Source organism: Bradyrhizobium sp. BRP22, from assembly GCF_020194175.1.
Classification (GTDB): Bacteria; Pseudomonadota; Alphaproteobacteria; order Rhizobiales; family Xanthobacteraceae; genus Bradyrhizobium.
This window is the reverse complement of the sequence record NZ_JADYVX010000010.1, coordinates 211,840-225,126: the sequence shown is the minus strand read 5'-3', so window position 1 is coordinate 225,126 and position 13,287 is coordinate 211,840. Positions and strand designations below refer to the sequence as shown.

General features: G+C 64.0%; 10 protein-coding genes, 1 tRNA gene and 1 pseudogene. 3 read left to right on the top strand and 9 right to left on the bottom strand.

Translation table 11 applies throughout. The features are described 5' to 3' along the window. A pseudogene (locus I6F35_RS40500) lies at positions 1-108 on the top strand (IS110 family transposase); the annotation flags it as partial. A gap of 57 nt (positions 109-165) precedes the next feature. On the opposite strand, the gene I6F35_RS16240 reads toward I6F35_RS40500, so the two are convergent. Further along, on the bottom strand, positions 166-441 hold the full coding sequence (locus tag I6F35_RS16240; RefSeq protein ID WP_225118693.1) for a metal-sensitive transcriptional regulator: 276 nt from the start codon (positions 439-441) through the stop codon (positions 166-168). Between the two features lie 62 nt (positions 442-503). On the opposite strand from I6F35_RS16240, the gene I6F35_RS16235 reads away from it, so the two are divergent. After that, the gene (locus tag I6F35_RS16235) at positions 504-2,897 is read left to right on the top strand and encodes a heavy metal translocating P-type ATPase (protein ID WP_225118683.1); all 2,394 of its coding nucleotides are present in this window, start codon (positions 504-506) and stop codon (positions 2,895-2,897) included. A gap of 147 nt (positions 2,898-3,044) precedes the next feature. Here I6F35_RS16235 and I6F35_RS16230 read toward each other — a convergent pair whose 3' ends face one another. From I6F35_RS16230 to trxB, 3 genes are all read right to left on the bottom strand, one after another. Beyond that, positions 3,045-3,962 carry a 4-hydroxy-tetrahydrodipicolinate synthase gene (locus tag I6F35_RS16230; RefSeq protein WP_225118682.1) on the bottom strand — a complete coding sequence of 306 codons (918 nt, stop codon included), beginning with the start codon at positions 3,960-3,962 and terminating at the stop codon, positions 3,045-3,047. 525 nt (positions 3,963-4,487) lie between these two features. Continuing rightward, a complete protein-coding gene (locus tag I6F35_RS16225; RefSeq protein ID WP_027582503.1) occupies positions 4,488-5,411 on the bottom strand; it encodes a LysR family transcriptional regulator in 924 nt (307 codons plus the stop codon). Positions 5,412-5,413: 2 nt separating this feature from the next. Beyond that, on the bottom strand, positions 5,414-6,379 hold the full coding sequence (gene trxB / locus I6F35_RS16220) for a thioredoxin-disulfide reductase (RefSeq protein ID WP_225118681.1): 966 nt from the start codon (positions 6,377-6,379) through the stop codon (positions 5,414-5,416). 269 nt (positions 6,380-6,648) lie between these two features. Between trxB and I6F35_RS16215 the strand changes: the two genes are divergently transcribed. Next, the gene (locus I6F35_RS16215; protein WP_225118680.1) at positions 6,649-7,125 is read left to right on the top strand and encodes an Lrp/AsnC family transcriptional regulator; all 477 of its coding nucleotides are present in this window, start codon (positions 6,649-6,651) and stop codon (positions 7,123-7,125) included. A 143-nt stretch (positions 7,126-7,268) separates the two neighbouring features. Here the strand turns inward: I6F35_RS16215 and I6F35_RS16210 are convergent, their stop codons facing one another. The 5 genes from I6F35_RS16210 to I6F35_RS16190 form a co-directional block, all read right to left on the bottom strand. Beyond that, on the bottom strand, positions 7,269-7,661 hold the full coding sequence (locus tag I6F35_RS16210; RefSeq protein ID WP_225118679.1) for a DoxX family protein: 393 nt from the start codon (positions 7,659-7,661) through the stop codon (positions 7,269-7,271). 432 nt (positions 7,662-8,093) lie between these two features. Then, entirely contained in the window at positions 8,094-8,567 is a 474-nt protein-coding gene (greA, locus tag I6F35_RS16205) for a transcription elongation factor GreA (RefSeq protein ID WP_225118678.1), read from the bottom strand. A gap of 218 nt (positions 8,568-8,785) precedes the next feature. Beyond that, positions 8,786-12,115 carry a carbamoyl-phosphate synthase large subunit gene (gene carB / locus I6F35_RS16200; protein WP_225118677.1) on the bottom strand — a complete coding sequence of 1,110 codons (3,330 nt, stop codon included), beginning with the start codon at positions 12,113-12,115 and terminating at the stop codon, positions 8,786-8,788. Positions 12,116-12,356: 241 nt separating this feature from the next. After that, positions 12,357-12,431: transfer RNA gene (locus I6F35_RS16195), tRNA-Ala, on the bottom strand. Between the two features lie 76 nt (positions 12,432-12,507). Then, a complete protein-coding gene (locus I6F35_RS16190) occupies positions 12,508-13,206 on the bottom strand; it encodes a class I SAM-dependent methyltransferase (RefSeq protein WP_225118692.1) in 699 nt (232 codons plus the stop codon). Between the last annotated feature and the right edge of the window lie 81 nt (positions 13,207-13,287).

Genomic DNA, 13,287 nt, shown 5'->3' with positions numbered 1-13,287 from the left:
GCCGGCAAAGAGAAAATGGTCATTCGCATTGCCTTGGCGCGCAAGCTCCTCGTCAGACTCAATGCAAAAGCTCGCGATGCGCGAGCCCAATACGCCAATGCAACTTGACAATCCAGATAGTCGCTCACCCCAGCTGTCTCCCCGTAAGAACGGGAGAGGGGACGCTCAACGATCGGCGCGGCCGACCACGTCCATCAGCTCGGCGATCTTGCGGCGCTGGTCGGCCTTGTCGCCCGAGGTGATCGCGTGCTCGACGCAATGGGCGACATGGTCGCGGAGGACTTCCTCCTCGACCCGGCGCAGCGCGGCGCGCGCGGCGCCGATCTGGGTCACCACGTCGATGCAATAGCGGTCGTCCTCGACCATCTTGGCGAGGCCGCGGATCTGGCCTTCGATCCGTTTCAGCCGTTTCAGGCAGGAACTCTTGATCTCGTCACGCATAGGGTTCATATACCCCCGTAGGGTATGTGGTTCAAGGCCGCTCCGGCCGGAAAGAGTTCACCATGGCACAGGCAGGTCGCGGTCATGCACATGAGGGGCACGCGCATCATCATCATGGCGCGCCGACAGGTGGCTGCTGCGGCGGCAAGCATGGCGCTGCCGACGACAAGGGTGCGCTCGCGACCGATCCCGTCTGTGGCATGAAGGTCGATCCGGCGACGGCAAAGCATCGCTTCAGCTACAAGGGCGAGGATTACTTCTTCTGCAGCGCGCGCTGCCGCGAACGGTTTGCAGCCGAGCCGGAGAAATTCCTGAAACCCCGCGAGAGCGAGCCGGCGATGCCGGCCGGCACGATCTACACTTGCCCGATGCATCCGCAGATCCGGCAGGTCGGGCCGGGCTCCTGCCCGATCTGCGGCATGGCGCTCGAGCCGGAAGAGGTGACGCTCGACGACAAGCCAGATCCGGAGCTCGTCGACATGACCCGCCGATTCTGGATCGCGCTGGTGCTGACGCTGCCGGTGTTCGCGATCGAGATGGTCGGCCATGTCGGCGGCATCGAGCCGGTGCCGATGGGATGGGCGAACTGGATCTCGTTAGTGCTGGCGACGCCGGTGGTGCTGTGGGCCGGTGCGCCGTTCTTCGTGCGCGGCTGGCAGTCGGTCGTGACGCGCAATCTCAACATGTTCACGCTGATCGCGATGGGGGTCGGCGTCGCCTATGTCTACAGCGTGGTCGGCACGCTGGCGCCGCATTTGTTCCCGCCGGCCTTCCGCGACATGCACGGCCAGGTCGCGGTCTATTTCGAAGCGGCGGCCGTGATCACGGTATTGGTGCTGCTCGGGCAGGTGCTCGAGTTGCGGGCGCGGGCGCAGACCTCGGGCGCGATCCGCGCGCTGCTCGGGCTGGCGCCGAAGACGGCGCGGCGCATCACCGAGCATGGCGATGAGGACGTCGCGATCGAGGCGATCGCGGTCGGCGATCGCCTGCGCGTCCGTCCGGGCGAGAAGGTACCGGTCGACGGCGCCGTCACCGAAGGCCACGCGGTGCTCGACGAATCCATGGTCACCGGCGAGTCGATGCCGGTCTCCAAGAACGAAGGCGACCGGGTGATCGGCGGCACCGTCAACCAGAGCGGCGGTTTTGTCATGCGCGCCGAGAAGATCGGCCGCGACACCATGCTGGCGCGGATCGTCGACATGGTGGCGAAAGCGCAGCGCTCGCGGGCGCCGATTCAGCGCCTGGCCGATCGCGTCGCCGGCTGGTTCGTGCCGGCGGTGATCGTGGTCGCGGTGCTGGCCTTCGCCGCCTGGGCGGTGTTCGGACCCGAACCGCGCTTCACCTTCGGCCTGGTCGCGGCCGTCACCGTCCTGATCATCGCCTGCCCCTGCGCGCTCGGGCTCGCCACGCCGATGTCGATCATGGTCGGTGTCGGGCGCGGGGCGCATTCCGGCATCCTGATCCGCAACGCCGAGGCGCTGGAGCGGATGGAGAGCATCGACACGCTGGTGCTCGACAAGACCGGCACGCTCACCGAGGGCAAGCCGAAGGTGGTCGGCGTGATCGCCTCGAAGGAGTTTGACGAGACCGAACTGTTGCGCCTGGCCGCAAGCGTCGAGCGGGGCAGCGAGCATCCGCTGGCGCTTGCGATCCTGAACGCCGCCAAGGAGTGCAACCTCGCCCTGGCCGATGTCAGCGGCTTCACCTCTCCGTCGGGCAAGGGCGCGATCGGCACGATCGAAGGCAGGCAGGTCGCGCTCGGCAATGCCATGCTGATGGGCGAACTGAAGATCGCGACATCAGCGCTCGATGCCGCGGCGGAGACCGCGCGCCAGGACGGGGCGACCGCGATCTATGTGGCGGTGGACGGTCATGTGGCCGGCGTGATCGCGATCGCCGATCCGATCAAGCCGTCAGCCCGGGACGCGCTGGCGGCGCTGCGCGGCGACGGCCTGCGCGTCGTGATGCTGACCGGCGACAATGCGACCACGGCGCGCGCGGTGGCGAAACGGCTCGGGATCGACGAGGTCGAGGCCGGGGTGCTGCCCGAGCGCAAGAGCGAGGTGGTGCAGCGGCTGCGCGGCGAGGGCCGCAATGTCGCGATGGTCGGCGACGGTGTCAACGATGCGCCGGCGCTGGCCGCCGCCGATGTCGGCGTCGCCATGGGCGGCGGCACCGATGTTGCGATCGAAAGCGCCGGCGTGACGCTGCTTACCGGCGATCTCCGCGGCCTGGTGCGGGCGCGGCGGCTGTCGGTCACGACGATGCGCAACATCCGCCAGAACCTGATGTTCGCCTTCGTCTATAACGCCGCCGGCGTGCCGATCGCGGCCGGCGTGCTCTATCCGGTGTTCGGCATCCTGCTGTCACCGATCATCGCCGCCGCCGCGATGGCGTTGTCTTCCGTCAGCGTCATCGGCAACGCGCTGCGTCTCTCACGGGCGAAGCTGGATTGATGACGCGCCTAAGCCTCCCCTTGAAAAGGGGAGGCCGGTTTGCGCGTCAGCGCAAGCGGATGGGGATCAGGTCTCTCCACAGGCACAGTTGAACCTGCGGCTTGACCCCCATCCCGGCCTTCCCCCTTTCAGGGGGAAAGAGAAGAGTCACACGGTTGCCAGCAACGTTGATGCGCGACGTTCGATCTCGGCGTCCAGCCGCGCCGCGAGTTCCGCGCCCACCTCGAGCATCGGCAGTCGCACTTCCGCGCTGTCGATCAATCCCGTGCGCCACAGCCAATGCTTGGCCGGTGCCGGGCTCGGCTCGATGAACAACAGGCGCGTCAGCTCACAGATGCTTTGCCACGCTGCCGCTGCGGCATCGCGCTTGCCCTGCATCAGCAGCGACCGCAGCGAAGCGAACGCTTCCGTCTCGACATGCGCCGACAACAGGATCGCGCCGTCGGCGCCATCGCTGAGCGCGTCGAAAGTTTGTGCGTCCTCGCCGGTCAGCACGCGGAAGCCGGCGGGCCGCCGCTTCAGCAAGTCGATCGATTGCGCGCGGTTGGCGCAGCAATCCTTCATGCCGACGATGTTCGGATGCCCTGCGAGTTCGAGCAGCGTCTCGTTGCTGATGTTGACCGCGGTCCGGTACGGGATGTTGTAGATCAGGAGCGGCCACGAGGCGTGATCGGCGAGCGCGGTGAAATGCTGCAGCAGGCCGCGCTGCGACGGCCTGACGTAATAGGGGCTCGCGATCAGGTAGAAGTCGATCGGCCAGGCCGCCGTCTCGTCCAGCACATCCTTCATCCTCGCGGTGCTGGAGCCGGAGAGGCCGAGACAGATCGGCAGATAGCGTCTGCTGTCGTTGATCTCTGCGCGCACCACCGTGACCAGCCGTTCGAGCTCGCCGGTCTCGAGCGACATGCCTTCGCCTGATGTGGCGCCCAGGATCAATCCGTCGACCGGGCGGCTGGCGTAGTGCCGCACCAGACGGCGCAGCGATGGCTCGTCGAGCCTGCCGTCGCGGAATGGCGTGATCAGGGGTAGCCACAGGCCCTGCAATGGGTCGGATAGATCAGTCATGGTCCTTCTCCTTCGGTTGCGTGAAACGCCGGAGACGGGACCAACAAAAAACCCCGTCCAGGCGGCGGGGTTTTCGGGATCGGTTCGGTCGATTTTACTCTATCGCGCGCGTCGATCTCGGCTCCCCGCATGGGGAGCTTTTTTCGACGTCAGAGCTGCGCACGAATTCGTGATCATGTCGCGTTACATGCCGGGACAGCCGGAGGTTGTCAATGCATGGTTGAGGGCAGAGGAAGAAAAGAAGCCGGGCTCGATCGAGCCCGGCTTAAGGTTTTGGCCACGTGAGGCCGACACAATCACCTTCCAAGAGGGATTACTGAGCTTCCGCACCACTGGAGGAGGGGGACATATGCGTAGCGCGACCGCTCAGCGCATGAGTACTATGATCCCCATCGGCGCCATGCAGCAACCGTCCGAGCCGCATGTCAGACATGCGGAGTCCGGGGCCTCTCGATTTGTTGGAGCATGATCTTTTCGGAAAACCGGTTTCCACTTTTCCGGATCATGCTCCAAGAAAACGGCCGATTACGAGGGCCAGCGCTGCGCCTTGCTGACCACGAAGTCGCGGAAGACCTGCACCCGCGCCACCGTCTTCAGCTCTTCCGGATAGACGAAGTAGGTGTCGAGCTGGATCGAGTCGGACTCGCCGAACAACTGCACGAGGCGGCTGTCTTCCTCTACCAGGTAGTCCGGCAGCGCTGCGATCCCGAGGCCCTGCTGACAGGCGCGCACGAGACCCAGGATGTTGTTGACCTTGAAGTAGGGTTCGCGCGGACCCGAGCCGTTGCGGCCGGCGTCGATCAGCCAGGCCCGGTTCTGCAGATGGGTCGGAACCTGGGAGTCGCCGAGCATGATGATGCGGTGCGAATCGAGGTCGTCGAGCGTGCGCGGCGTGCCGAAGCGCTTGATGTATTCCGGCGAGCAGTAGGCGTGGAAGCCGATCGAGAACAGCTTGCGCTGGATCAGGTCCGGCTGCGTCGGCTTGCGGGTGCGGATCGCGACGTCGGCTTCGCGCATCGAGAGATCGAGATCCTCGTCGGTGACGATCAGCGAGATCCGGATGTCCGGATAGAGCGCGGTGAATTCGTCGAGCCGCGGGATCAGCCAGTTGATGCCGAGGGCGGGCGGCGTCGTGATCTTGAGGTCGCCACTCGGCCGCTCGCGGCTGTCGGTGAGCTTGGCCCGCGCCGCCTGCAATTGCATGAAGACGTCATGGGCGGTGCGGAAGAGCAGGTCGCCCTGCTCGGTGAGGATCAGGCCGCGGGCGTGGCGGTGGAACAGCGAGACCGAGAGCTCCTGTTCCAGCGCGCTGACTTGCCGCGAGACCGCCGATTGCGAGAGGCCAAGCTGCTCGCCGGCATGCGTGAAGCTGCCCGCTTCCGCCGCTGCGTGAAACACCTTCAGCTTGTCCCAATCCATGTCCGTAAATCCATCGCGTGTTCTAGCCATGATCATTCCGCCGCGGCGCGATCGCTCGCGCGCAAAGCCAGGAAGCGTTCGGCCTCGAGCGCTGCCATGCAGCCGAGGCCGGCGGCCGTCACCGCCTGGCGATAGGTTTCGTCCGCCACGTCGCCGGCGGCAAACAGCCCGGGCACGGAGGTGGCAGTTGAATTCGGCGCCACCTCGACGTAGCCGGAGGGTTTGAGTTTGATCTGGCCTTTGACGAGGTCAGTCGCAGGCGCATGACCGATGGCGATGAAGACGCCGTCGGCCGGCACTTCGGTCAGTGCACCGGTCTTGACGTTCTTCAAGCGTACATGGGTGACCTTGGTCGGGTTCTCGGCGCCGCAGATCTCGTCGACGACGCTGTCCCAGACTACCTTGATCTTCGGATGCTTGAACAGCCGATCCTGCAGGATGCGTTCGGCGCGGAAATGATCGCGGCGATGCACCACGGTGACCTGCGAGGCGAAGTTGGTGAGGAACAGCGCCTCCTCGACCGCGGTGTTGCCGCCGCCGACCACCACGACCTCCTTGCCGCGATAGAAGAAGCCATCGCAGGTTGCGCAGGCGGAGACGCCGAAACCCTTGTATTTCTCTTCCGACGGCAGCCCGAGCCAGCGCGCCTGCGCGCCGGTGGCGAGCACGACGGTTTCGGCGAGATAGACATCGCCGCTATCGCAGGTCAGTCGGAACGGCCGCTGCGACAGGTCGAGCTTGCTCACGAGATCGGTGACGATCTTGGTGCCGACATGCGCCGCCTGCTTCTCCATCTGTTCCATCAGCCAGGGGCCCTGGACCACGTCGGCGAAGCCCGGGTAATTCTCGACATCGGTGGTGATGGTGAGCTGCCCGCCCGGCTGGATGCCTTGGATCAGCACCGGCTCCAGCATCGCCCGCGCCGCGTAGATCGCCGCGGTGTAGCCGGCCGGACCGGAGCCGATGATGACGACCTTGGCATGGATGGGAGCAGGCATAGGCGAATCCCTTCTCAGGGGCGATTTTGTCAGGACTTGTGCGGAAAGCGCCTGGAAAGGCATCGCGGCGGCGCCGCCAGAGTCGTGCCCAACTCTAATATATCTGGGTAGCTATGCAAGAATTGCAATCCATATCAGCGGTTTTTCCCCGGAACCGGATGAAATCGTGCACTGCACGCGCAATAAAATTGCGCATACCGAGCTGACTGGGCTATGAGAGTTGCCGTCAGAACCACCAAATCCTCCAAGCTCTTGGGAACCGGACCCGCGTGTCTAAGAACCTTGACGAGATTGATCTCAAAATTCTCGCCGAAATCCAGGCTGATGGCCGAATCACAAATGTGGAATTGGCCAAGCGCGTCGGCATATCGCCGCCGCCGTGCTTGCGCCGCGTCAGGGCGCTGGAGGAAGCGGGCTATATCCTCGGCTACCGCGGGCTCCTCGACCCGCAGCGGCTCGGCTTCGACGTGACGGTATTTGCTGCGGTGCATCTGTCGAGCCAGGCGGATGCGGATCTGCGGGCGTTCGAGGATTTCGTGCGCAAGGAGTCGCTGGTGCGGGAATGCTGGATGCTGTCGGGCGAGGTGGATTTCATCCTGAAATGCGTCGCCCCTGACATGGCGACGTTCCAGAATTTCGTCACCCAACTCACCGCCGCGCCTCACGTGCGCAACGTCAGGACTTCGCTCGTGCTGCATAATTCGAAATACGAGGCCGCCGTGCCGCTCGATGTGAAGGCGGGGTGAGGTTCTTCTCCTCCCGCTTGAAAGGGGGAAGGTCGGGAGGGGGGCAGCCACGAACACAGGTGCGCGTGGAGAGAGTTGATCCCCACCCGGCTTGCGCTTTCGCGCAAACCGACCTCCCCTTTTCAAGGTGAGGTGAGCGAAGACTACTTCTTTCGCACGGCGTCGAGGCTGATCGGGCCGCCGCCAGCGCAAGCGAGATACAAGAATACGAAGCAAAATAGAATCGCGAGGTCGCCATGATTCAGGATTGGGAAAAACCCTCGGGGGGCATGGCTCATGAAATATGCGAAGGCCATCTCGCCTGACGCGATGAAGGCGACCACTCGTGTAAACAAACCCAGCACCAGCAAGATACCGCCGATCAACTCGATGCTGCCTGCGGCGCCATACAACGAAAACAGTTCGACCTTTTCGAACATCGGCACTGGCGGCCATTTGAGCAGTTTTGCGAAACCATACTGCAGGAACAGCAATCCTGCCATAAACCGCAGCAGACTCAACGCTACCGGCTGCCACTTCGAGAAAATCTGGTCCATGTGTTCTACCCCCTCTGGTGAATTGCCGCGCGAGCGCAGTGTCCGCGGCGACAGTGTCGTACGTCGTTGCCGGTGATTCCTCTCGCGGCAGAGTGCTGCTGCCCACACGACCGGTTAGCTCGATACGCAGAACTGCACGCACAGTTCCTTGTGTCGAACGAAATACCGGCGCCGTTACCGGAATGTCCCCTCACGATAGTTATGAAGCATAATCAAGTGCAGGTGCCGCAGACGAGGAAAATGCGACGCCGGTTCCACTCACAATCTTGTTAACGATAGCCGCAGCCGGGATGGATTGGTTGCGAAACTGGGACCGCTCGCAAAATGCTGACGCTGGTTTCCCGGGTTGCGCTTCGCTCCACCCGGGCTACGGCAACAAAAAAGCCGCGTCGAACGACGCGGCTCTTTCTGCACATTTGAAGTGGAATGAATCTAACGCCACTCGACCTTGGTGATCTCATAGGCCTTGGCGCCGCCGGGCGCCATCACTTCCACGGTCGCGCCCTTGGTCTTGCCGATCAGCGCGCGCGCAAGCGGCGAGGTGATGGAGATGCGGCCCTTCTTGGCGTCGGCCTCGACCTCGCCGACGATCTGCCACACTGCTTTCTTCTCGGTGTCCTCATCGATCAGCGTGACGGTGGCGCCGAACTTGATGGTGTCGCCCGAGAGCTTGGTGATATCGATGACGTCGGCGCGCGCGAGCTTGTCCTCGAGCTCCGCGATGCGGCCTTCGTTATGCGACTGCTCTTCCTTGGCGGCGTGATATTCCGCGTTTTCCGAGAGGTCGCCATGTGATCGCGCCTCGGCGATGTGCTCGATGATGCGCGGACGATCCACCGACTGGCGGTGCTTCAATTCGTCCGTGAGAGCCGCATATCCGGACGCGGTCATCGGAACCTTTTCCATCATCTCTCATCCTTCAATCGGAGCGAACCGCAGCGGCGCGCGGGTAGGCGTTGCTTCGGTTGCGCTGGAGTCGGGCCATCACGGCTCAAAACGCCAGCCCGTCCGCTTAGCGATTCTCGGCCCCTGAGGGGCCGAGAGAACATCCAAACGGGCGGTGAGTTCCAGCCGTATCGGCTTCATTACCAACCGTTTCGCGGGCCTTTGGCCGAAACTGACGGTCAGTACTCGGAAAAGTAACTCTGCAGCGTCCGGACCTCAAGGTCCCCGTCCCGGTAGGCGCGGATGCCCTGGGCCGCCGCCACAGCGCCTGAAAGAGTGGTGTAATACGGCACTTTATGCAAGAGGGCAGCGCGCCGCAGAGAACGGCTGTCCGCGAGTGCCTGTGGACCTTCGGTGGTATTGAACACCAACTGGACGTCGCCATTGGTGATGGCGTCGACAATGTGCGGCCGGCCTTCAAGCACCTTGTTAACCTTCTCGGCAGGCACGCCGTTGTCGGTGAGGAAGCGCTGGGTGCCTGACGTCGCCATCACCTTGAAGCCGAGCGCGTGCAACAGCCTGACCGCATCGGTGATGCGGTTCTTGTCGGTCTCGCGCACCGACACGAACACGGTGCCCTTGCGCGGTACGCGCGTGCCGCCGCCAAGCTGGCTCTTGGCGAAGGCAACTTCGAAGGAGCGGTCGATGCCCATGACCTCCCCGGTCGAGCGCATCTCCGGCCCGAGCACGGTGTCGACGCCGGGGAAGCGCGCGAACGGAAACACCGATTCCTTCACGCCGACATGCTCGAGCTTCTTCTTCTTGAGGTCGAAGTCGGCGAGCTTCTCGCCGGCCATGATGCGCGCCGCGATCTTCGCGACCGGCGTGCCGATCACCTTGGCGACGAACGGCACTGTGCGTGAGGCGCGCGGATTGACCTCGAGCACGTAGATCTCGCCATCCTTGATTGCATATTGCACGTTCATCAAGCCGACCACGTCGAGGCCGAGCGCGAGCTCGCGCGTCTGCCGCTCGAGCTCTTCTATGGTCTTGGCATCGAGCGAATGCGGCGGCAGCGAGCAGGCGGAGTCGCCGGAGTGGATGCCGGCTTCCTCGATATGCTCCATGATGCCGACGATGAAGACCTCCTTGCCGTCGCAGAGGCAGTCGACATCGATCTCGGTCGCATCGGAGAGATAGCGATCGAACAGCAGCGGGTTCTTGCCGAGCACGGTGTTGATCTGCCCGGTCTTGTCGTTCGGATAGCGCGCCTTGACGTCGCCAGGCACAAGCTCGGGCAGCGTCCCGAGCAGGTAGTCGGCGAGCTGGTTCTCGTCGCGGATGATCTGCATCGCGCGGCCGCCGAGCACGTAGGACGGGCGCACCACGAGCGGCATGCCAAGATCGGCGGAGACCAGCCGCGCCTGCTCGACCGAATAGGCGATGCCGTTCTTCGGCTGCTTGAGGCGGAGCTTGTCGAGCACGCGCTTGAAGCGATCACGGTCCTCGGCGAGATCGATCGCGTCGGGCGAGGTGCCGAGGATCGGCACTTCGGCGGCCTCCAGCGCGCGCGCGAGCTTCAGCGGGGTCTGGCCGCCGAACTGCACGATCACGCCGTGCAGCGTGCCGTTCTTGCGCTCGGTCGCGATGATCTCGAGCACGTCCTCGGCGGTGAGCGGCTCGAAATAGAGCCGGTCGGCGGTGTCGTAGTCGGTCGATACCGTCTCCGGATTGCAGTTGACCATGATGGTCTCGTAACCGGCATCGTCGAGCGCGAAGCAGGCGTGGCAGCAGCAATAGTCGAACTCGATACCTTGGCCGATGCGGTTCGGCCCGCCGCCGAGGATGACGACCTTCTTCCTGTCCGACGGCGCGCTCTCGTCGGCCGCCAGACCCGCGAACGGCGCCTCATAGGTCGAGTACATATACGCGGTAGGCGAGGCGAATTCGGCGGCGCAGGTGTCGATGCGCTTGAACACCGGGCGGACGCCGAGGGCGTGGCGTTTGGCGGTGATCTCGGCTTCCGTGGTCTCGGTCAGCACGGCGAGCCGCGCATCGGAAAAACCCATCGCCTTCAGCATGCGCATGCCGTAGCCGTTCGGCGGCAGGCCATGGGCGCGGACCTTGGCTTCCATCTCGACAATGCCACGCAGTTCGGTGAGGAACCAGGGATCGATCTTGCAGGAATTGAAGATCTCCTCGTTCGACCAGCCGAGCCGCATCGCCTGCGCCACCTGCAGCAGACGGTCCGGCGTCGGCGTGCCGAGTGCGGCACGGATCGCGTTCTTGTCGTCGTGCTGGCCGAGGCCCTCGATCTCGATCTCGTCGAGGCCGGTCAGCCCGGTCTCGAGTCCGCGCAGCGCCTTCTGCAGGCTCTCCTGGAAGGTGCGACCGATCGCCATGACCTCGCCGACCGATTTCATCGAAGTGGTCAGCGTGTTGGAGGCGCCCGGGAATTTCTCGAACGCGAAGCGTGGAATTTTCGTGACGACGTAATCGATCGTCGGCTCGAACGAGGCCGGTGTGGCGCCGCCGGTGATGTCGTTGGCGATCTCGTCCAGCGTGTAGCCGACCGCGAGCTTGGCCGCGACCTTTGCGATCGGAAAGCCGGTCGCCTTGGAGGCGAGCGCGGAGGAGCGCGACACGCGCGGGTTCATTTCGATCACGACCATGCGGCCGTCGGCGGGGTTGATGCCGAACTGCACGTTGGAGCCGCCGGTCTCCACCCCGATCTCGCGCAACACCGCCAGCGAGGCGTCGCGCATGATCTGGTATTCCTTGTCCGTCAAGGTCAGCGCGGGCGCCACGGTGATGGAGTCGCCGGTGTGCACGCCCATCGGATCGAGGTTCTCGATCGAGCAGATGATGATGCAATTGTCTTTCTTGTCGCGCACCACCTCCATCTCGAATTCCTTCCAGCCGAGGACGCTTTCCTCGATCAGGACTTCGTTGGTGGGGGAGGCGTCGATACCGCGCTCGACGATCTCGATGAATTCCGCCTTGGTGTAGGCGATGCCGCCGCCGGTGCCGCCCATCGTGAAGGAGGGGCGGATGATGGCGGGCAGGCCGATATGGTCGAGCGCGCGCAGCGCGTCGGGCAGGGTCTTGGTCTGGGTCGAGCGCGGCGTCTCCAGGCCGATCTTGGTCATCGCCTCGCGGAAGCGGCCGCGGTCCTCGGCCTTGTCGATGGCGTCGGCCGTGGCGCCGATCATCTCGACGTCGAATTTCTCCAGCGTGCCCTGACGGCGCAGCGACAGCGCGCAGTTCAGCGCGGTCTGGCCGCCCATGGTCGGCAACAGCGCAAAGCCGCCGGGAACGACGTGGCGTTCCTTCTCGATGATCTTGGCGACGATCTCGGGCGTGATCGGCTCGATATAGGTGGCGTCCGCGAGCTCCGGGTCGGTCATGATCGTCGCCGGATTGGAGTTGACCAGGACGATGCGATAGCCCTCTTCCCTCAGTGTCTTCACCGCCTGGGTGCCGGAATAATCGAATTCGCAGGCCTGGCCGATCACGATGGGACCGGCGCCGATGATCAGGACGGTGGAGATGTCGGTTCGTTTGGGCATCAGCTCTCGCGGGAACAGGAATTTCGGCACAAAAAAAGGGCGCGCTGCCGCGCGTCCCTATCGCCAGCGTGAGGGATGCCCTCGCGCGCGGGTGGTCTTTAGACCAGATTTTTGGCCTGCGAAACCCCGAAAAGTCCCCGTCAACCGGCAATTTCGGAGTTTGCGTTCATAGTTCGGGCAATCCGGAACATCCGCGCCCGCGTTTGCGAGCGGCCCCGGGCTACGGCTGTGTTGAGAAGGTTGGAGGCCCGGCCTGGATTTGAACCAGGATAAAGAGCAATGCACTGCTCCCGCGTCGACGCTCCGCCACCGGGCCAAGACGATCATTGCCTATTTCGCGGGCGCTGGCCAACCCTTACCCCGGATTAACCCTAACATTGGCGTACACCACATCATGTGGGGGCATGGTGCGCGACAAAGGTCATCCGCCATGGATTGTGGCCGATATTGCGGGGCGCCCGGGAGACGGCAAAGCCCGCGGCCGCGAGCTTCTTCAGCATCTCTTCCTCGCCGTAACGCTGCAGGCCGATCCGCGTGCGCAATTGCCGATAATCCGATAGCGCGGTGCTGATCAGCCCGAGCAGGGCATCTTTGAGGAAGCCGTGCCGGGCGCCGAAACCCAAGAGCGCGGCGACATCCCTGGCCATGCCGACCTCGGGGCGCAGGATATCGCCGAGCACGAATCGGCCGGAGGGTTTGAGCAGGCGGCGAATGACGGCGAATGCGGCGTCCAGCTCGTCGGGCGTCATGTATTGCGCGACCGAATTCATGACGACCAGATCGACCGAGCCTTCGGCCATTTCGCGCACGTCATCCAGCGAGCGCACCTGGATCTTGGTGTTGGCCGCAAAGCGCGCGATCAGCCGCCCGCGGACGCCCGGCGCGGGCTCCGCGAGATAAAGCCTTGCGCAGGCATCCGCCACCTGGCCTGCGGACAGCGCCTCACCGCAGGCATAGTCGAGCACCACGGCGTCGGGGGAGGAAATATAGCCAATGATATCCCGCGCAATGATCTGAAAATGCAGGTCGCGATGCAGCTTGCTGACATAAATCGTATGCGTGGAATCGTAATAATCGATCCATTCGTCCATCGGCAGGGTGCCCGGCAAAAACTTGGGGTTCCGGTACAGGAACCGGCATCTGTATGATGCGTTAGAGGGACCGGCGACCGC

Coding starts and splice junctions, on each gene's coding strand:
- I6F35_RS16240 (WP_225118693.1), bottom strand. CDS start 441: ATGCGTGACGAGATCAAGAGTTCCTGCCTGAAACGGCTGAAACGGATC.
- I6F35_RS16235 (WP_225118683.1), top strand. CDS start 504: ATGGCACAGGCAGGTCGCGGTCATGCACATGAGGGGCACGCGCATCAT.
- I6F35_RS16230 (WP_225118682.1), bottom strand. CDS start 3,962: ATGACTGATCTATCCGACCCATTGCAGGGCCTGTGGCTACCCCTGATC.
- I6F35_RS16225 (WP_027582503.1), bottom strand. CDS start 5,411: ATGGCTAGAACACGCGATGGATTTACGGACATGGATTGGGACAAGCTG.
- trxB (WP_225118681.1), bottom strand. CDS start 6,379: ATGCCTGCTCCCATCCATGCCAAGGTCGTCATCATCGGCTCCGGTCCG.
- I6F35_RS16210 (WP_225118679.1), bottom strand. CDS start 7,661: ATGGACCAGATTTTCTCGAAGTGGCAGCCGGTAGCGTTGAGTCTGCTG.
- greA (WP_225118678.1), bottom strand. CDS start 8,567: ATGGAAAAGGTTCCGATGACCGCGTCCGGATATGCGGCTCTCACGGAC.
- carB (WP_225118677.1), bottom strand. CDS start 12,115: ATGCCCAAACGAACCGACATCTCCACCGTCCTGATCATCGGCGCCGGT.
- I6F35_RS16190 (WP_225118692.1), bottom strand. CDS start 13,206: ATGGACGAATGGATCGATTATTACGATTCCACGCATACGATTTATGTC.